This is a genomic window from Vibrio sp. 1731 (assembly GCF_033339955.1).
GTDB classification, from domain to species: domain Bacteria; phylum Pseudomonadota; class Gammaproteobacteria; order Enterobacterales; family Vibrionaceae; genus Vibrio; species Vibrio alginolyticus.
Genome location: NZ_JAWOVO010000005.1, coordinates 1 through 17,676, shown reverse-complemented (window position 1 = coordinate 17,676; position 17,676 = coordinate 1). Strand labels below are relative to the sequence as shown.

16 protein-coding genes are annotated in these 17,676 nt (G+C 44.4%); 8 read left to right on the top strand and 8 right to left on the bottom strand.

Annotation, left to right across the window (positions count from 1 at the left end):
• Positions 1–786: 786 nt before the first annotated feature.
• The 4 genes from R7035_RS07410 to galU all read left to right on the top strand — a co-directional run bounded on the left by R7035_RS07410 (position 787) and on the right by galU (position 6,153).
• A complete protein-coding gene (locus R7035_RS07410; protein ID WP_318146043.1) occupies positions 787–2,889 on the top strand; it encodes a YjbH domain-containing protein in 2,103 nt (700 codons plus the stop codon).
• Positions 2,890–2,986: 97 nt separating this feature from the next.
• Positions 2,987–4,153: a nucleotide sugar dehydrogenase gene (locus R7035_RS07405; RefSeq protein WP_213971933.1), complete on the top strand. Its 1,167-nt coding sequence runs from the start codon at positions 2,987–2,989 to the stop codon at positions 4,151–4,153.
• A gap of 68 nt (positions 4,154–4,221) precedes the next feature.
• Positions 4,222–5,226 carry an NAD-dependent epimerase gene (locus tag R7035_RS07400; protein WP_213874571.1) on the top strand — a complete coding sequence of 335 codons (1,005 nt, stop codon included), beginning with the start codon at positions 4,222–4,224 and terminating at the stop codon, positions 5,224–5,226.
• A 48-nt stretch (positions 5,227–5,274) separates the two neighbouring features.
• The gene (galU, locus tag R7035_RS07395; protein ID WP_213874570.1) at positions 5,275–6,153 is read left to right on the top strand and encodes a UTP--glucose-1-phosphate uridylyltransferase GalU; all 879 of its coding nucleotides are present in this window, start codon (positions 5,275–5,277) and stop codon (positions 6,151–6,153) included.
• 97 nt (positions 6,154–6,250) lie between these two features.
• Here galU and tpiA read toward each other — a convergent pair whose 3' ends face one another.
• The gene (tpiA, locus tag R7035_RS07390) at positions 6,251–7,021 is read right to left on the bottom strand and encodes a triose-phosphate isomerase (protein WP_213971934.1); all 771 of its coding nucleotides are present in this window, start codon (positions 7,019–7,021) and stop codon (positions 6,251–6,253) included.
• 269 nt (positions 7,022–7,290) lie between these two features.
• Here tpiA and R7035_RS07385 point away from each other — a divergent pair, with 269 nt between their 5' ends.
• The 3 genes from R7035_RS07385 to R7035_RS07375 all read left to right on the top strand — a co-directional run bounded on the left by R7035_RS07385 (position 7,291) and on the right by R7035_RS07375 (position 9,409).
• Positions 7,291–7,638, top strand: coding sequence for a 5-carboxymethyl-2-hydroxymuconate isomerase (locus R7035_RS07385; RefSeq protein WP_318146042.1), 348 nt, complete (start codon positions 7,291–7,293; stop codon positions 7,636–7,638).
• Positions 7,639–7,800: 162 nt separating this feature from the next.
• Complete coding sequence (locus R7035_RS07380; RefSeq protein ID WP_005379526.1) at positions 7,801–8,223, top strand: DUF805 domain-containing protein; 423 nt, start codon at positions 7,801–7,803, stop codon at positions 8,221–8,223.
• Positions 8,224–9,115: 892 nt separating this feature from the next.
• Positions 9,116–9,409 (top strand): GIY-YIG nuclease family protein, encoded by a 294-nt coding sequence (locus tag R7035_RS07375; protein ID WP_025768346.1) that lies wholly within the window; start codon positions 9,116–9,118, stop codon positions 9,407–9,409.
• Here R7035_RS07375 and R7035_RS07370 read toward each other — a convergent pair.
• From R7035_RS07370 to glpX, 3 genes are all read right to left on the bottom strand, one after another.
• Positions 9,403–9,753: a DUF3135 domain-containing protein gene (locus tag R7035_RS07370; RefSeq protein WP_213971935.1), complete on the bottom strand. Its 351-nt coding sequence runs from the start codon at positions 9,751–9,753 to the stop codon at positions 9,403–9,405. The genes R7035_RS07375 and R7035_RS07370 overlap by 7 nt on opposite strands.
• Before the next feature lie 160 nt (positions 9,754–9,913).
• Entirely contained in the window at positions 9,914–10,534 is a 621-nt protein-coding gene (locus tag R7035_RS07365; RefSeq protein WP_213971936.1) for a helix-turn-helix transcriptional regulator, read from the bottom strand.
• Positions 10,535–10,919: 385 nt separating this feature from the next.
• Positions 10,920–11,927 (bottom strand): class II fructose-bisphosphatase, encoded by a 1,008-nt coding sequence (gene glpX, locus R7035_RS07360; protein WP_025768348.1) that lies wholly within the window; start codon positions 11,925–11,927, stop codon positions 10,920–10,922.
• Between the two features lie 348 nt (positions 11,928–12,275).
• Between glpX and zapB the strand changes: the two genes are divergently transcribed.
• Positions 12,276–12,518, top strand: a complete 243-nt coding sequence (gene zapB / locus R7035_RS07355) for a cell division protein ZapB (RefSeq protein ID WP_005379536.1) — start codon at positions 12,276–12,278, stop codon at positions 12,516–12,518.
• A gap of 135 nt (positions 12,519–12,653) precedes the next feature.
• Here zapB and rraA read toward each other — a convergent pair whose 3' ends face one another.
• The 4 genes from rraA to hslV all read right to left on the bottom strand — a co-directional run bounded on the left by rraA (position 12,654) and on the right by hslV (position 17,515).
• Entirely contained in the window at positions 12,654–13,160 is a 507-nt protein-coding gene (rraA, locus tag R7035_RS07350) for a ribonuclease E activity regulator RraA (protein ID WP_033905997.1), read from the bottom strand.
• Positions 13,161–13,236: 76 nt separating this feature from the next.
• Entirely contained in the window at positions 13,237–14,154 is a 918-nt protein-coding gene (locus tag R7035_RS07345) for a 1,4-dihydroxy-2-naphthoate polyprenyltransferase (protein WP_213891727.1), read from the bottom strand.
• A 1,454-nt stretch (positions 14,155–15,608) separates the two neighbouring features.
• Positions 15,609–16,940, bottom strand: a complete 1,332-nt coding sequence (hslU, locus tag R7035_RS07340) for an HslU--HslV peptidase ATPase subunit (RefSeq protein ID WP_025768349.1) — start codon at positions 16,938–16,940, stop codon at positions 15,609–15,611.
• A 23-nt stretch (positions 16,941–16,963) separates the two neighbouring features.
• The gene (hslV, locus tag R7035_RS07335) at positions 16,964–17,515 is read right to left on the bottom strand and encodes an ATP-dependent protease subunit HslV (RefSeq protein WP_005383176.1); all 552 of its coding nucleotides are present in this window, start codon (positions 17,513–17,515) and stop codon (positions 16,964–16,966) included.
• Between the last annotated feature and the right edge of the window lie 161 nt (positions 17,516–17,676).

Sequence of the window (17,676 nt, the reverse complement as noted above, 5' to 3'; positions counted from 1 at the left end):
TTTAACGTCGAACTCGGGGGAAACCAGCTTAAACTCATCACGACGCAAAGAGTAGCGAAGTTGTGATGAAAGTGTCCGTTGTTGCAGTGCTTGGTTGAGGGACGAGGTATAGAACTCATAACGGTTCCGTCTCGCTTTCTTCGCTTGCTACATCGCGGTATCGGCATTTTTAATAGAGCCTCTTTGTTGCCGCCGTAGTGCGGATAGATACTGATGCCAACGCTGGCCGTGAGAAATACATCTTCATGGCAGAGGGCAAGGCTTTGGCGAAACGTTCGAACTACTTTATTTGCAACGATGTGAACGTCGTCCGTGCATTAGAACCCGTGCTGCTCCCAACAAATTGAACCTTCAAGTCTTAAGCGGTGTTACGAAAAATGAGGTATTCACATACTTATTTAGCATCCTCAATGGAGATGGAGTGAGAAGAAAGTTCGTAATTTGTGATGAGGCGCCGAATTGAAATTCTAACTGATCTAGTAAAGATAGGTTAGCATGACATCGATATCACTTGAGTTTGCTCCATATCATCTGATCTAACGCACTCAGTTCACGGTGAGCGAACATCAAAGCCGCTCTCAGCATAAAATAATGTAGCAATATGTGTATTGGAAGAGCTATGTTTACTAGGCAAATATGTCTCTTTCGAGGCTATTTGTGTGGAAGTTTTTATATCAAGCTTGGTTGCTAGCTTTGGTTAGACAGCGCATTAATTAAAATGAAACTTGATGCAAATGTAAAGTTAATGAAAAATAAGTATTTTAAACTTCAGTAGTGGCATGACCAATGATAAAAATGATAACTGTGAGGGCTGTGGCATGTTCATTGCTTTTTTATGTGGGGATAGCAAAGGCAACTGAACAATTAGAGCGCTTCCCCTCCAATCAGAGCTTTACCGGCTTGACTTTTACACCTAATGCTCAAGTGAAAGAGTATGGCAACTTTGGTGTATCTTTTGCCCAAGGGCGCCCTTGGCTTGACGAGGTGCAAGGTTTAGATTCTATCAAAGTATCTTTCGGCCTCATTGAAGGGTTAGAGGCTCACGGTAGTATCGTTACTTATGATTATAACTCGAACTGTTTTAAAACAGGCTGTGGCGGTATTCGAGATTTATCACTATCACTGAAGTATCAGGTTCCCAATTTTTGGGGGAATGAGAACTTAGATTTTGCTTTAGGTATGCAAGATGTCGGTGGTGCTGCAACTAAGCTCATGACTAATTTTGCCGTCGCTGATTATACGTTTAATGCACTTCCCTTAAGGGTTTCTGCTGGTTTCGGTCAGTCAGAAGAGCGTTTGATGGGTGTTCTAGATGGCCCTTTTGGTGGCTTTGAATACCAACCTTTTGACTTTGTTCAACTAGTAGGAGAGTACGATTCAGTAGAATTCAACTCTTCTATAAAAGTGTTTACTCCCGATAATTTACTGCCTAATGATATAACTGCCTCATTAAGCTACCAGATTTATTCTGGTCATGAATCGGATGGTTCAAGCGTTTGGAGTGCTGCACTCTCGATGCCATTGATAACGGAATACTCTCGCTCTCGCGACTACGCGAAGAATAATATGACGTTAATGGATCGTTTAGTCGTTGAGCAAAACAAAGCGCAACAAGCGTCAATTTCCTCTTTGGTTAGTGCGTTAAAAAATGAAGGCTTCGTTAATGTTCAAGTGGGCGTATCAAATGACAAAGTTGTAGTCGCTTTAGAAAACCGTCGCTACAACCATAATCAAGTTGACGGACTAGGTGTCGCTCTGGGTATTGTTTCGAGCCATTTAGGTCAAAATGCGGCGCAAGATATAGGTGCTGCATCGGATCAATTTGAACTTGTGATGCTTGCCAACCAAAAACCAGTGGTCAGCGTTTTGTCTGACGCTAACTGTTACCAAAGTTTTGTCAATGGTAGCGCAGCTTGTGATGACATTCAGTTTATCACGCGCGATTTACCGGAAAGATTAGACATGGTTGATTGGAAAACGGAGCGAGTTAATTCAGGCACTTTAGATTCGCAGATCGTGCTTTCTCCTATGGTAAGGCATGGTTTTGCAACCGAGTACGGTGTGTATGATTACTCTTTTGCTATGTCTAGCAACTTATACACCTACCTATGGTCTGGCGCGGCAATTGATGTTCGTCATATTTTACCTTTAGCAGAAAGTGACGATTTTGAAGAAGGTGGGTATTTCGAAGACAGCGCGTACGAGAACGAGATTGAGCGTGCAATGGTGCATCAGTTCTTCCGTTTACCATATGTCGATATTGCTAACCAGGTCTCTCTAGGCTTGGTTAAGTCGGATTATATCGGTGCGCGCAGCGAATCAGCTTGGTTCTCTCAATCGGGCAACCATGAGTTGGGGCTAGAGATGAGCTACTTCCAACATCAAGACGAAAAAGACAAAAATGGTTATGCGAATCCAGACCGCCAAACCTTTTTAACTCGTTATACATTCTCTATGCCGGAGTGGGATTGGCAGTTTAATGCAACTGCTGGCGAGTTTTGGAAGGGGGATGTCGGCGCAAAATTCACGACCTCACATTGGTTTGAAGATATAGAAGTATCAGCAAGTTATCAGGTGACAAAGTTTAATGATACAGACGAAGAGCAGTTTGTCACTGTGTCAGTAAAACTGCCATTAACGCCATGGCGCGATATGTCGCCGGGAGTGATACAAGTTCGTGGTAACGAGGCTTATGATTTCAACGTTACGACACGGGTTGGTAATGATGCTAACCATTTAGCGGCAGGCCAGGGTGATGAACTCGTAATGGATAATAGTATGCTTCGTCGCTACTTTAACCGAGGCCGTTATGGTCAAGAGTACTTTGAGCAGAACAAGCTGCGTATCCGCAACGCTTATTTGCGTTACTTGGGTACTCAATTGAATTAAGTTGTGTTGCTAGTTAGGCTTTGAGTTAATCACTGTACTCTACCGAGAGTGCAGGTGTTTTGATATGCTAGCGTCAGTTAAATAATAGGAAATAAAAATGAAAATTGCTGTAGCAGGCACGGGCTACGTCGGTTTGTCCAATGCCATGTTATTGTCACAAAACCATGAGGTTGTGGCGGTTGATATTATCCAAGAAAAAGTGGACTTGTTGAACGACAAGAAGTCTCCAATTGTTGATGCGGAAATCGAACATTTTCTTGCAAACAAAGAGCTCAACTTTGTCGCGACGCTAGATAAAGAGCTGGCTTACAAAGGCGCAGAGTTTGTTGTTATTGCCACACCAACGGATTATGACCCTCAAACGAACTACTTTAATACTTCTTCAGTTGAAGCAGTGATTAAAGATGTGATGGCAATTAATCCAGATGCGGTTATGGTGATTAAGTCGACTGTACCTGTGGGTTATACTGCGCGTATTAAAGAGGAGCTCGGTTGTCAGAATGTTATGTTCTCTCCAGAGTTTCTTCGTGAAGGTAAAGCTCTTTACGATAACCTACACCCGTCTCGCATTATCGTTGGTGAGCGTAGCGAACGTGCAGAGAAGTTCGCTAATCTTTTAGTTGAAGGTGCGGTAAAAGAAGACATCTCGGTTTTGTTTACTGACTCTACAGAAGCCGAAGCGGTTAAGTTGTTCTCAAACACATATCTTGCGATGCGCGTGGCTTACTTCAATGAACTGGATTCTTATGCTGAAGCACATAACCTTGATGCGCGCCAAATTATTGAAGGTGTAGGCTTAGACCCTCGTATTGGCAATCACTACAACAATCCGTCATTCGGTTATGGTGGTTACTGCTTACCAAAAGATACAAAGCAATTGTTAGCAAACTACCAAGAAGTTCCTAATAACATCATTGGTGCAATTGTTGATGCAAACCGCACTCGTAAAGATTTTATCGCAGACTCCATTATCAAACGTCAGCCAAAAGTAGTGGGCATTTACCGCTTAATTATGAAAGCTGGTTCAGATAACTTCCGCGCTTCGTCTATTCAAGGCATTATGAAGCGCATTAAAGCGAAAGGTATTGAAGTAGTGGTATATGAGCCAGTACTTAAGGAAGGTGAGTTTTTTAACTCACGTGTAATCAAAGATATGAATGAGTTTAAACAGAGTGCAGATGTGATTGTCTCTAACCGCATGGTTGAAGAGCTTGCTGATGTAGCTGATAAAGTCTACACACGAGACCTGTTTGGTAGCGACTAACTGAAACAATATTATAGTAAGCCAGTCGTATTTGACTGGCTTTTCGTTTTATTAAGGTAATTAATCTGATGAAATACTTAGTGACTGGTGCGGCTGGTTTTATTGGTAGTGCAACAGTAGAGAAATTAAATGCTGCAGGAAATGAAGTCGTTGGTATCGACAATCTAAATGATTATTACGACGTAAACTTGAAACTTGCTCGACTAGCCCGTATTGAGCATCCTATGTTCAAGTTTTTGAACGTTGATATTGCTGATCGTTCTGCGATGGAAATACTCTTCTCGACAGAGAAATTTGATCGTGTGATTCATTTGGCCGCACAAGCTGGCGTACGTTACTCTTTAGAAAACCCTCATGCTTACGCAGATTCTAACCTAGTAGGGCATTTGAATATCCTTGAAGGTTGTCGTCAAAATGATGTTAAGCACTTAGTGTATGCATCATCTAGTTCTGTATATGGCTTAAATGCCAAAGTGCCATTTGCTACATCTGATAGTGTTGATCACCCGGTGTCACTGTATGCGGTAACCAAAAAGTCTAATGAGCTAATGGCTCATAGTTATTCTCATCTATACGATATTCCGACCACCGGCCTACGTTTCTTTACCGTTTACGGTTCATGGGGACGCCCTGATATGGCTCCTTTTATTTTCACTAAAAAGATTCTTGACGGTGAAACCATTGATATTAATAACAATGGTGATATGTGGCGCGACTTTACTCATGTGGATGATATTGTTGAAGGTGTGGTTCGTATTTCGGATGTGTTGCCTGCACGTAATGATAGCTGGACCGTTGAAGCTGGTACTCCAGCAAGTAGCTCTGCGCCTTACGCCGTTTATAACATAGGCCATGGTTCACCGATTAACCTAATGGACTTTGTTAAAGCAATTGAAGATGAACTGGGTATTGAAGCTAAGAAAAACTTTCGAGAGATGCAACCTGGTGATGTTTATCAAACCTACGCGGAGACAGAAGACTTATTTTCTGCAACTGGTTACAAACCAAGAGTAACAGTAAAAGAAGGAGTTGCTGAGTTTGTCTCTTGGTATAAAGAGTTTTACAACAAATAATAAATAGCGAGCTGAGTGCTCGCTATTAGTTGAGTTAGGTTGAACAAAATGATTAAAAAATGTTTATTCCCAGCTGCGGGTTACGGTACACGTTTCCTTCCTGCAACTAAGTCGATGCCGAAAGAAATGATGCCAGTGGTGAATAAGCCATTGATTGAATACGGTGTTGAAGAAGCGATTGAAGCCGGTATGGACGGTATGTGCATCGTCACTGGTCGTGGTAAGCACTCGTTAATGGATCACTTTGATAAAAACTACGAGTTAGAGCATCAAATTAGCGGTACAAGTAAAGAAGCGCTGCTTGATGATATTCGTTCTTTGATTGATTCTGCGAGTTACACTTACATCCGTCAGCGTGAAATGAAAGGCTTAGGTCACGCTATTCTTACGGGACGTGAACTGGTCGGTGATGAACCGTTTGCTGTTGTGCTCGCGGATGACCTTTGTGTGAATGAGGACCAAGGCGTTCTAGCTCAAATGGTTGAGCTGTACAAACAGTTCCGCTGTTCAATCGTTGCGGTACAAGAAGTGCCGGAATCAGAAACGCATAAATACGGTGTGATTGCTGGCGAGATGATCAAAGATGATATCTTCCGCATTGATAACATGGTGGAAAAGCCAGAACCAGGCACTGCACCTAGCAATCTAGCGATTATTGGTCGCTATATTCTGACACCTGATATCTTTGAACTGATTGAAAATACAGAGCCAGGTAAAGGTGGTGAGATTCAAGTCACCGATGCGCTGATGCAACAAGCTCAATCTGGTTGTGTTTTGGCATACAAATTTAAAGGTCAACGCTTTGATTGCGGTAGTGTAGAAGGCTACATTGAAGCTACAAATTACTGCTACGAGAACCTTTATAAGAAAGATTCCAGTGCGGAGCTAGCGAAAAAGCCAACCGTGAAAATTGCCGAGCCAGCGTAAATCGGAACTTCCTATTAGGTACTCCGACTGTACAACACAAACAAAAAGGGATGCATGATGCATCCCTTTGTTATTTTTACTCTCAGTAAAAACGAGATTAAGCTTTTGCTTTAGCAGCTGCTTTAGCGATTGCTGCGAAGCTTTTCGCGTCTAGAGAAGCACCGCCAACTAGAGCGCCGTCGATGTCTGGTTGTGAGAAGTAAGCTTCAGCGTTTTCTGGCTTAACAGAACCGCCGTATTGGATGATTACTTGTGCTGCAACTGCTTTGTCTTTCGCTGCGATTAGTGCGCGGATAGAAGCGTGGATGCGTTGTGCGTCTTCAGCTGTTGCTGCTTTACCAGTACCGATAGCCCAGATTGGTTCGTAAGCGATGATTGCGCCGTTTAGAGCTTCAACACCGTAAGTGTCGATAACTGCGTTGATTTGACGTGCACATACAGCTTCAGTTTCGCCAGCTTCGTTTTGCGCTTCAGATTCACCGATACAGAAAACAGGTGTTAGACCGTTTTCTTTTAGGAAGTTGAATTTCTTGGCGATGAACTCGTCAGATTCGTTGTGGTATTCACGACGCTCTGAGTGACCGATGATGATGTGAGTAGCACCGAAATCTTTCAGCATTTCTGGAGACATATCGCCAGTGAACGCACCGCTGTTGTTTAGGTCAGTGTTTTGAGCACCTAGGATGATCTTGTTACCGCCTTCAGCGATTACGCGCTCTGCTAGGTCGATGTAAAGTGCTGGTGGAGCGACTGCTACGTCAACACCTTCAACGCCTTCAAGTTCAGCGTTAAGACCAGTTAGCAGCTCAGTTACCATTGCTTTGCTGCCGTTTAGTTTCCAGTTACCCATCACTACAGGACGACGCATAGGAATATCTCCCTTATCTTTAATGTAAATAGTCAATTAATGTAAAAAATCTACGTAGGAATATAACAGAATAATGTGAACAGATCATGATTGGCGTCATGTCTTGTCCGGCTTTCTTTGTTGATTCGACCAAGCATCGATCCTGTTATTTTTGTCAAAAGCAACCGATTGGTGATCGCGTAGACAGAATGATAGTTCATTCCTCGGAAATTGCTGCTGAGATTGGTATTACTACGCGCTGGAATTAATTGTTGTAGAAAGGAATCAAAATGCCAAATCTCGTTTTAGAGTATTCAAACTCGGTGGAAGAACGCGTCAATGTTCAGGGGTTGCTGGAGGATTTACATAAAACGGCGTTAGAAAGTGGCCTTTTTGAACTCGCGTCAGTGAAATCTAGAACGCTCCGGTGCCACAATTGGTTAATAGGAGAGGAGGTAGATAGCCTCGATTTTATCCATATCAACTTTGATTTGTTATCTGGTCGCTCCCAAGAACAAAAGCGAGAACTGTCACGAGCCTTGATGGCGACTCTTCAAGAGCAAGCTAGTCACGTGCACAGTTTAACGGTCAATATCCGAGACATGGATATAGATAGCTTCCAAAAGGTAGTGAACTAGGTGGTGCTGGATTGCCCGAGAATAGCGAGGGGTTATTGTTACGAATTCTCAGCCTGGCTCTGCTTGTTATATGGGCGTTGTGGGCACCCAAGCTATCGGTGTCCTTTCCAAACTATATTGACTCGGCTAATCTATAACCTTTCTATTTTGGGGTAAAATTTGATGTCGACTAAAGAGTTACTGTTTTCTTTTCAAGGACGTATAAACCGTAAAACCTACTGGATTTGGAACGTCATTTACTATGTGTCCATTCTAGGCTTTGGTGCCGGTATCAGCCAGCTGCTTCCTACTCTCTCCTATGTGCTTCTTCCTATTTTCTTGGTGGTTCTGCTGATCCCTGATTTGGCGATCACCACCAAACGTTGGCACGACCGCAACAAATCGATCTATTGGCTAGCACTGAATATTCCGCTGATTATCGGACGAATTGCCACGCCAATGACCAGCCCTGCCGCGCAAGAGCCGTCGACCCCACAGATGTTCGTCGCTTCCATTTCTCTGATTTGTGGTTTATGGATTCTAATTGAATGTGGTCTCTTAAAGGGGACATCAGGACCAAACCAATATGGCCCTGAGCCGGAGTAATCGCTTCAAGTACCGTGCGTGCTGAAAGTAGATTCTTAGTCTCGCTAAGGCTCGCTAGAATGACGCTCCTTTTTGGTTTGAAGGCTGTTAAAGTCATCATCATTCTGAACAGCGAGGAACGAGGTGATTCAGAATCTATCGTCCGGTTGAGCCGTGGTTAAGCTGAGCGGGAAAGAATAGGAGCTTGCTGTTACTAGATTCTTAGTCTCGCTAAGGCTCGCTAGAATGACGGACTCTTTTGATTTAGAGGCTGTTAAAGCCACTGTCATTCTGAACAGCGAGGAATGAGCGTGGTCCAGAATCTATCATCCGGTTGAGCAGTGGCTAAGGTGAGTGTGAAAGAGTAAGAGCTTGCTGTTACCAGATCCTTAGTCTCGCTAAGGCTCGCTAGAATGACGCACTCTTTTGATTTAGAGGCTGTTAAACTCACCGTCATTCTGAACTGCGAGGGACGAGCGTGATTCAGAATCTATCGTCCGGTTGAGCAGTGGTTAAGCTGAACGGGAAAGAATAGGATCTTGCTGTGACGAGATTTTTAGTCTCGCTAAGGCTCGCTAGAATGACGCACTCTTTTGATTTAGAGGCTGTTAAACTCACCGTCATTCTGAACTGCGAGGGACGAGCGTGATTCAGAATCTATCGTCCGGTTGAGCAGTGGTTAAGCTGAGCGGGAAAGAATAGGAGCTTGCTGTTACCAGATTCTTAGTTTCGCTAAAGCTCGATTGAGTGACGAACTCTTTTGATTTAGAAACTGTTAAAGCCATCGTCATTCTGAACAGCGAGGAATGAGTGTGATTCAGAATCTACGCACAGAGCGCTCCGAGTTTGAAATAAACTGACTGAGCTTGCGAATTACAATGGAAAAGTAACAGCGAATAATGAAGGAGAATGAATCATCGATAAGACACCTTGCGTTTATATCCTAACGTCAAATAACAACGCCGTTCTCTACATAGGTGTTACCAGTCAGCTGCCCCAAAGAATATGGCAACATAAAAATGGAGTAGTGGAAGGGTTTACCAAGAAATACAACGTTCATAAGCTCGTTTACTTTGAGTTATTCGACGATATGGCTAATGCTATAAACCGAGAAAAGCAGCTCAAGCAGTGGAAGCGTGAGTGGAAGTTAGCCTTGGTAAGAGAAACGAACCCTAACTTTCTCGATCTATCTACTGAGTATCAGTAAAAATCATCCCTATCTTTAAACGCATTTAAGCTAACCACATCCGCTTTTTGTGTCGGTGCCGCTTCCCCTTCTAGCGCTGCTTTGAACTTTACGACCTGTTTTTGCAACTCGTTCATCAATACCACATTGGTGTGATGAGGGTTTTTACACGTGCTGATGACTCTATCAATGTGGCTTTGTTGAGCCCACAATCTTTCTTTCATATTTTCTGATGCCCTTTCGATCATCTCTTTCGCCATCTCATGACGAAATTGCTCAAAAGCTTCTGGGTCTCGCTCTGCCATTCGAACCATTTCATCGAATGGAGGAAGCGTTTGGGACGGGATATGACGTAGATTAGACATCGATGCTCTCCAAATCCTTATGGAAATTGCCTTTAGTTACTAAAAGCCTATACCACTAGAAAGAGGAGAGAGAATGAATTCTTCAGCCGTCTCACTTATAAGAGAAGCTTTCAAGCTTGAGATTGAATAAGTGCGGCATGTCGATGTTTGGTTGTGGTGGTTACTGCAGTTGTTGGATGCGGTAAACGCAGCGTCTTTGGCCACTAATGATGTGTTCGGTACGCTCTACTTTGGTGTCACGTCCAAGTAAAGACTGAAAGACACTTAATTCTGATTGGCACAAGCTTGGGCAGCGAGTTGCGGCTTTACAAATCGGACAGTGATTTTCGATTAAGATAAATCCGTTCTCATCTTTCTCGAGTTCAGCCATATAGCCTTCTTGCTCTCTTAATGTGACGAGTGTTTCTAGTTTGCTTTGCAGAGAGTCGCATTGCTCAAGATGCTGACGATAACTTTGTAACGTGAGTTTTTCCCTCTCTGATGTGACTTTTTCCAGTCCATCTTTGCCAAAGATATGTTCGACAGCTTCTATAAACTGAATGGTCAACTCACTGTGACGGTCAGCAAATTGCTCATGACCTTTTTGAGTGAGAGACCAATGACGAGCAGGGCGACCAACTTTTACTTTTACGTCATGGATAGAAAGAATGCCATCATCTTCTAAACTTTGCAGGTGCTGACGAGCCCCCATGGTTGTCATACCTAGCTCAGAGGAGAGTTGTTTTGCAGTGACGGAGCCATCACGCTTAACGATTTGCAATATCCTATCTACGGTCTTCATATACCCACCATTTATACGTCAGTACATATTATGCGCGATAGGGTTAGTAAAGAAAAGTGTTGACTTAATTTGAGTGTGGATTTGTAGGGGCTATGTTCATATGAGCCAATATATGTCGTCATTCTGAACAACGAGGAACGAGGTGATTCAGAATCTATCTTTTGGTTGAGTAGTGGTTAAGGTGACCAGGCAAGAATAGGAGCTTGTTACTACTAGATTCTTAGTCTCGCTGGGGCTCGCTAGAATGACGAATTCTTTTGATTTAGGGCTAATTAAAGCCACCGTCATTCTGAACAACGAGGAACGAGAGTGATTCAGAATCTACTGTCCGGCTGTGCGGAAAGAAAGGCTCAAGCTCAGACTGAGCGAGAGCCTCGAGAAATGCTTAAAGAATAATATCGCGTACTTCTGGATCTTTACGATCTAGGTAGTGAGTCGACTTAATGCGACGAATAGTACGGCATCGACCGCGCACGAGCAGCGTTTCTGTGGTCGCCATATTGCCTTGACGAGAGATGCCTTCCAGCAAGTCACCTTTAGTGATGCCTGTAGCTGAAAATACCACATTGTCGCTACGAGCCATGTCTTCCATTTTGAGGACAACATTCGCTTTTACGCCCATTTCATCGCAGCGTTTTAGTTCATCTGCGCCGTAAATGCGGTTTTCTTCAGTATCGCCTTTTACTTCGTGACGAGGAAGCAGACGACCGTGCATGTCACCGTCTAGCGCTCGAATTACCGCTGCTGATACAACCCCTTCTGGCGCGCCGCCAATACAGTACATCATGTCCACTTCACTGTCTGGCATACAAGTCAGAATAGAGGCAGCCACGTCACCATCAGGCACCGCAAAGACACGCACGCCCATTGCTTGCATTTCTGCAATAACGTTATCGTGGCGAGGTTTCGCAAGGGTAATAACGACTAGGGTATCAAGTGGCTTGTTCAGGGCCTTTGCTACGTTCTCTAGGTTTTCTTTTAACGGCTTTTCTAAGTCAATTACGCCTTTTGCACCAGGGCCAACAACCAGTTTTTCCATGTACATATCTGGCGCTTTAAGAAAGCTGCCTTTCTCACCTGCGGCAAGTACGGCTAGTGCGTTCGATTGTCCCATTGCCGTCATACGCGTTCCTTCAATCGGGTCGACTGCAATATCTACTTCATCACCACCAATACCCACTTGCTCACCAATGTACAGCATTGGCGCATCATCGATTTCACCCTCACCAATGACAATTTCACCACTGATATCTGTTTTGTTCAGTAGCGTGCGCATAACTTCAACAGCTGCGCCATCGGCTGCGTTTTTATCGCCACGGCCAAGCCATTTGTAACCAGCCAGAGCTGCACCTTCAGTCACACGGGAAAATGCCATTGCTAAATCGCGTTTCATGATGTCTCCAAGTAAGCAAGAGGGAAGAAGAATTTGCGCGGCGATTCTATCACAAGGTCGAGTAAACGTTTGCCTTTTTGCGAGGCTTTTACTTTATCTAACTTGAATTTGATCAATACTTAGGGCGATTTTCAGCGTAGCGAGACGCAAAATCCTTGCTCAAAAATGCTTCGGCGACAAGAAAAGTCAGCGTTTAGTGAGATTGCGCTGATTTTTTGACCGAATGATGCAAAATATCGAATATAGTGAGTGTTTCTCATCGCGACGCTGAGTAGAATGAACCTTATATAGGTTAGGTGTGCATCAATCTCGCACATCGTCCCAACGGAATAACATAGGTAGGCCAAGATGTCTTTTGAAGTACTAGAACAACTAGAATCTAAAATTCAAACTGCAGTTGACACAATCACTCTTCTTCAGATGGAAGTCGAAGAGCTGAAAGAAGATAAAGCTAAACTTGCGGAAGAAGCGAACGAGCTTCGCTCTCAACGTGAAGAGCTAGAGCAAAAAGCACAACAAGCACAGCAAGAGCACGCACAATGGCAAGAGCGCATTCGTGCACTACTTGGCAAAATGGACGAAGTGGAATAATTCGGCTTCTTCATTCCAAATTAAAAACACCCGCGTTAAGCGGGTGTTTGTGTTTTAGGGAAGTAGAAAATGTTAAGACAAGGCTAGGCGCTAAGAGCCAAGAGAAGACCCTATAACTTAGGCGCCTAAGACTCGTTATGCTTCTTCATCCAACTCTAAATCAATATTCAATGGTTCTGGCGACAGGATAATTCCGGTGCTATCAGCGTAAATGTAATCTTCTGGAAGGAAGCTAACGCCGCCAAAGTTGACTGGTATATCCAATTCGCCAATACCCTGGCTGGTCGCTCCAACAGGAATAGAGGCGAGGGCTTGAATGCCTAAGTTCATATCTTCAAGTTCATCTACTTCACGAACACAGCCGTAAACGACAATGCCTTCCCACTCGTTTTCTTCCGCAATGGTTGCGATTTCTGCATCGATAAGGGCTTTACGTAGGGAACCGCCACCGTCAATTAACAAAACGCGACCAAGTCCATCTTGCTCTAATGTCTCGCGGATCAACGAATTATCTTCAAAACACTTGATGGTGGTGATTTGCCCGGCAAATGAAGCGCGACCGCCAAAGTTACTGAACATTGGTTCAACCACATCTACCTGATCGAGGTAGATATCACAGAGTGCTGAGGTATTGTATTCCATAGCGTACCTTTCTAAACAGAAATTGGTTGTCTTTGAGTATATCTAGGCATTAAGTCAATGCAATGACAATCCTTTTTTAACTTACTAGAGTTTGAGCTACCACAATTGTTGCAAACAAAACGTTGGTGACTAAAGAGCATTTCACGATGACTGGCATCATTGGTGCTATCTGAGCGGGCTTTTGTGTATGCCAAACCGCTTTACCATGATCGGCCACGAAATAAATACTAAGTAAAAATGGCAAGCTAATCCAAACGGGTTTGTCTTGAATTAACAAGTAAGCCGCAAAGGCAAGAATAGCACCGCCAAGTAAAACAAAGTGGTACTGCTTGGCTTTGCGTTGACCCAATCGCACTGCGACTGTGCGTTTACCACACTCTCGGTCGTTCTCGATATCACGCATATTGTTGATGTTGAGTACTGCAACGGCGAGTAAACCGCAGCCTAGAGCAGGTAAGAATAGCGTGGTATCTACGTGACCAGTATGCAAGAAATAAGTACCGGATACGCCGAGTAAACCAAAAAACAAGAAAACTGAAATATCGCCAAGCCCCACGTAACCGTATGGTTTGCTACCCATGGTATAAGCAATGGCTGCGAGAATGGCCAGAATTCCCAGCCCGATAAAAGTAACAATACTTTCCAGTGAACTTAGTGAATAGAAAACTAACACCAAGCCTGAAATGGCGGTCAGAGCGATGTTAAAGATAATCGCCTGTTTCATCTGTTTCGCACTTACCGCGCCTGACTGCATCGCTCGTAATGGGCCGAGGCGTTTGTCGTTATCTGTACCTTGAACGGCATCGCCATAGTCGTTTGCCAGGTTGGACAGAATTTGCAGCAATGTCGCGGTTACGAAAGCCATGATGGCAATCGTCAGTGAGAAATGACCCGCCGAGTAGGCGAGCACGCTACCTGTTAAGATAGAGACCAATGCCAGAGGTAATGTTTTTGGACGAGCGGCTTCAAGCCAGATCTGTAGAGATTGTTTCATGGAAATTTCGTGCTAGTAACCAATGTGCCCAGTATAAGCACAAAGAGGCAGATACGCTATTGACCTAAAACAACTCAACTAGAAGTCAAAGGGTGATTCAGAATCTATCATCCGGTTGTGCAGTGGTGAAGGTGAGTGGGAAAGAAAGGCGTCTGCTGTTAGCAGATTCTTAGTCTCGCTTGAGCTCGCTAGAATGACGAGATCTTTTGATTTAGGTGTTGTCAAAGTCATTCTGAACAGCCAGGAACGAGGTGATTCAGAATCGATCATCCGATTGTGCGGTGATTAAGGTGAGCGAGGAAAAATAGGCGTCTGTTGTTACCAGATTCTTAGTCTCGCTTGAGCTCGCTAGAATGACCAGGTCTTTTGATTTAGATGTTGTCAAAGTCACCGTCATTCTGAGCAACGAGGAACGAGGTGGTTCAGAATCTATCGTCCCAATAGTGCCGTGGTTAAGGTGAGTTGGAAAGAATAGGCGTCTGCTGTTAGCAGATTCTTAGTCTCGCTTAAGCTCGCTAGAATGACGAGAGCTTTTGATCTAGATGTTGTCTAAGTCACCGTCATTCTGAACAGCGAGGAACGAGTGTGATTCAGAATCTATCATCCGATTGTGAAGTGTTACGGTGAGAGAGAAAGAATAGGCGTCTGCTGTTACTAGATTCTTAGTCTCGCTTGAGCTCGCTAGAATGACGAGATCTTTTTGATTTAGGTGTTGTCTAAGTCACCGTCATTCTGAACAGCGAGGAACGAGGTGATTCAGAATCTATCGTCCCAATAGTGCCGTGGTTAAGGTGAGTTGGAAAGAATAGGCGTCTGCTGTTAGCAGATTCTTAGTCTCGCTGGAGCTCGCTAGAATGACGAGATCTTTTGATTTAGATGTTATCTAAGTCACCGTCATTCTGAACAGCGAGAAACGAGGTGATTCAGAACCTATCGTCCCGGTTGTGCGGTGGTGAAGGTGAGTTGGAAAGAATAGGCGTCTTCTGTTAGCAGATTCTTAGTCTCGCTTGAGCTCGCTAGAATGACGAGATCTTTTGATTTAGATGTTGTCAAAGCCACCGCTATTCTGAACAACGAGGAACGAGTGTGATTCAGAATCTATCGTCCGGTTGTGAAGTGGTTAAGGTGAGTTAGAAAGAATAGGCGTCTGCTGTTAGCAGATTCTTAGTCTCGCTTGAGCTCGCTAGAATGACGAGATCTTTTTGATTTAGATGTTGTCAAAGTCACCGTCATTCTAAACAGCGAGGAACGAGTGTGATTCAGAATCTATCGTCCGATTGTGCGGTGATTAAGGTGAGCGAGGAAGAGTAGGCGTCTGTTGTTACCAGATTCTTAGTCTCGCTTGAGCTCGCTAGAATGACGAGAGCTTTTGATTTAGATGTTGTCAAAGTCACCGCCATTCTAAACAAAAAGCCCAGAAACAAGGTTCTGGGCTTTGGTAAAATAGATTGCGTTTAAAGAATAAAGCGGCTTAGATCTTCATCTTCAATTGTGTCGCCTAGGCGCGCTTTCACGTAAGCGGAATCAATAACGAATTTAGCGCCAGATTGCTCCGCTGCGTCGTAAGAGATTTCATCCATCAAGCGTTCCATTACGGTGTGTAAGCGACGAGCACCGATGTTTTCTGTGCTCTCGTTGACCGTCCATGCCGCTTCCGCGATTTGCGTGATACCATCTTCTGTGAACTCGATGTCCACATCTTCCGTTTTCATCAACGCAACGTACTGCTCTGTTAGAGAGGCTTTTGGTTCTGTCAGAATGCGTTTGAAGTCGTTGCTGCTTAGTGCTTCTAGCTCAACACGAATTGGTAGACGACCTTGCAATTCTGGGATCAAGTCAGATGGTTTTGCCACTTGGAATGCTCCAGATGCAACAAACAGAATGTGGTCTGTTTTTACCATGCCGTGCTTGGTTGATACCGTGCTGCCTTCAATTAATGGAAGTAGGTCGCGCTGAACACCTTCGCGTGAAACGTCTGGGCCTGAGCTCTCGCCACGTTTACAGATCTTGTCGATCTCATCGATAAATACGATGCCGTTGTTTTCAACGTTGAAAATCGCTGCTTCTTTCAGCTCTTCTTGGTTAACCAGTTTCGCCGCTTCTTCTTCCGCTAACGCTTTCATTGCGTCTTTGATTTTCAGCTTACGTTTTTTCTTAGTGTCGCCTGCCAGGTTTTGGAACATGCCTTGCAGCTGGTTAGTCATCTCTTCCATACCAGGAGGCGCCATGATCTCTACGCCCATTTGTGGTGCGGCTACGTCGATTTCAATTTCTTTATCGTCTAGTTGGCCTTCACGCAGTTTCTTACGGAAGATCTGGCGAGTGTGAGAAGACTCTTCCGTTTGCTCTGCTTGACCCCAGCTATCACGTGCTGGTGGCAGTAGCGCATCAAGAATGCGTTCTTCCGCTTGCTCTTCTGCGCGGAATTTCACTTTCTCCATCGCTTGTTGATGCGTCATTTTCACAGCAACATCTGTTAGGTCACGGATGATGGTTTCAACTTCTTTACCAACGTAACCCACTTCGGTGAATTTTGTCGCTTCAACTTTGATGAAAGGGGCATTTGCCAGTTTTGCGAGGCGTCGTGCGATTTCAGTCTTACCAACACCAGTAGGGCCAATCATCAAGATGTTTTTTGGTGTCACTTCGGCACGCAAGCTTTCTTCAAGCTGCATGCGGCGCCAGCGGTTACGAAGTGCAATCGCAACCGAACGCTTGGCTTTTTCTTGACCGATAATGTGGCGGTTCAATTCATGAACGATTTCGCGAGGCGTCATTTCAGACATATTCTTTCCTTACTTCGTTACGATTACGCGGTTGGTTTTTCAGGCTCTACTGTTGAGTCTAGCTCTTCTACCGTGTGGTGATGGTTCGTGAAGACACAAATATCACCCGCGATATTGAGAGCTTTTTCCGCGATCTCACGAGCATCTAGATCTGTGTTTTCTAGTAGGGCGGTTGCGGCAGCTTGTGCGTAAGCACCACCAGAGCCAATCGCAATCAGGTCGTGTTCTGGCTGTACGACATCACCATTACCGGTAATGATTAACGATGCGGTTTCGTCGGCAACGGCAAGTAAGGCTTCGAGCTTGCGCAGAGCACGATCGCTACGCCAGTCTTTGGCTAGCTCAACTGCCGCTTTGGTTAGGTGACCTTGGTGCATTTGCAGTTTGCTTTCGAAGCGCTCAAAAAGGGTGAAGGCATCCGCAGTACCGCCGGCAAAGCCCGCTAGTACTTGGTTGTTGTATAGGCGGCGAACTTTGCGCGCATTACCTTTCATTACGGTATTGCCTAGAGATACTTGGCCATCACCCGCGATGACGACTTTATTATTTCGACGTACAGATACAATGGTAGTCACAGTCGACCTCTTGATTATTTCTCTTTGGATTTAATTCAGTATATGGGGGAGGGGAAATAGGGATTCAAGGGGGGCAAAAAGAAAGGTTCATCGCGGATAAGCGGGAACTCAAAACAAAAACGGTAGTAAGTGATAGAGTTTTATCGCCAAACAAAACCTAC

What these genes read in the sequence shown, in the direction of transcription:
- R7035_RS07410 (WP_318146043.1), top strand. Translation starts at nt 787, where the DNA reads ATGATAAAAATGATAACTGTGAGGGCTGTGGCATGTTCATTGCTTTTT.
- R7035_RS07405 (WP_213971933.1), top strand. Translation starts at nt 2,987, where the DNA reads ATGAAAATTGCTGTAGCAGGCACGGGCTACGTCGGTTTGTCCAATGCC.
- R7035_RS07400 (WP_213874571.1), top strand. Translation starts at nt 4,222, where the DNA reads ATGAAATACTTAGTGACTGGTGCGGCTGGTTTTATTGGTAGTGCAACA.
- galU (WP_213874570.1), top strand. Translation starts at nt 5,275, where the DNA reads ATGATTAAAAAATGTTTATTCCCAGCTGCGGGTTACGGTACACGTTTC.
- tpiA (WP_213971934.1), bottom strand. Translation starts at nt 7,021, where the DNA reads ATGCGTCGTCCTGTAGTGATGGGTAACTGGAAACTAAACGGCAGCAAA.
- R7035_RS07385 (WP_318146042.1), top strand. Translation starts at nt 7,291, where the DNA reads ATGCCAAATCTCGTTTTAGAGTATTCAAACTCGGTGGAAGAACGCGTC.
- R7035_RS07380 (WP_005379526.1), top strand. Translation starts at nt 7,801, where the DNA reads ATGTCGACTAAAGAGTTACTGTTTTCTTTTCAAGGACGTATAAACCGT.
- R7035_RS07370 (WP_213971935.1), bottom strand. Translation starts at nt 9,753, where the DNA reads ATGTCTAATCTACGTCATATCCCGTCCCAAACGCTTCCTCCATTCGAT.
- R7035_RS07365 (WP_213971936.1), bottom strand. Translation starts at nt 10,534, where the DNA reads ATGAAGACCGTAGATAGGATATTGCAAATCGTTAAGCGTGATGGCTCC.
- glpX (WP_025768348.1), bottom strand. Translation starts at nt 11,927, where the DNA reads ATGAAACGCGATTTAGCAATGGCATTTTCCCGTGTGACTGAAGGTGCA.
- zapB (WP_005379536.1), top strand. Translation starts at nt 12,276, where the DNA reads ATGTCTTTTGAAGTACTAGAACAACTAGAATCTAAAATTCAAACTGCA.
- rraA (WP_033905997.1), bottom strand. Translation starts at nt 13,160, where the DNA reads ATGGAATACAATACCTCAGCACTCTGTGATATCTACCTCGATCAGGTA.
- R7035_RS07345 (WP_213891727.1), bottom strand. Translation starts at nt 14,154, where the DNA reads ATGAAACAATCTCTACAGATCTGGCTTGAAGCCGCTCGTCCAAAAACA.
- hslU (WP_025768349.1), bottom strand. Translation starts at nt 16,940, where the DNA reads ATGTCTGAAATGACGCCTCGCGAAATCGTTCATGAATTGAACCGCCAC.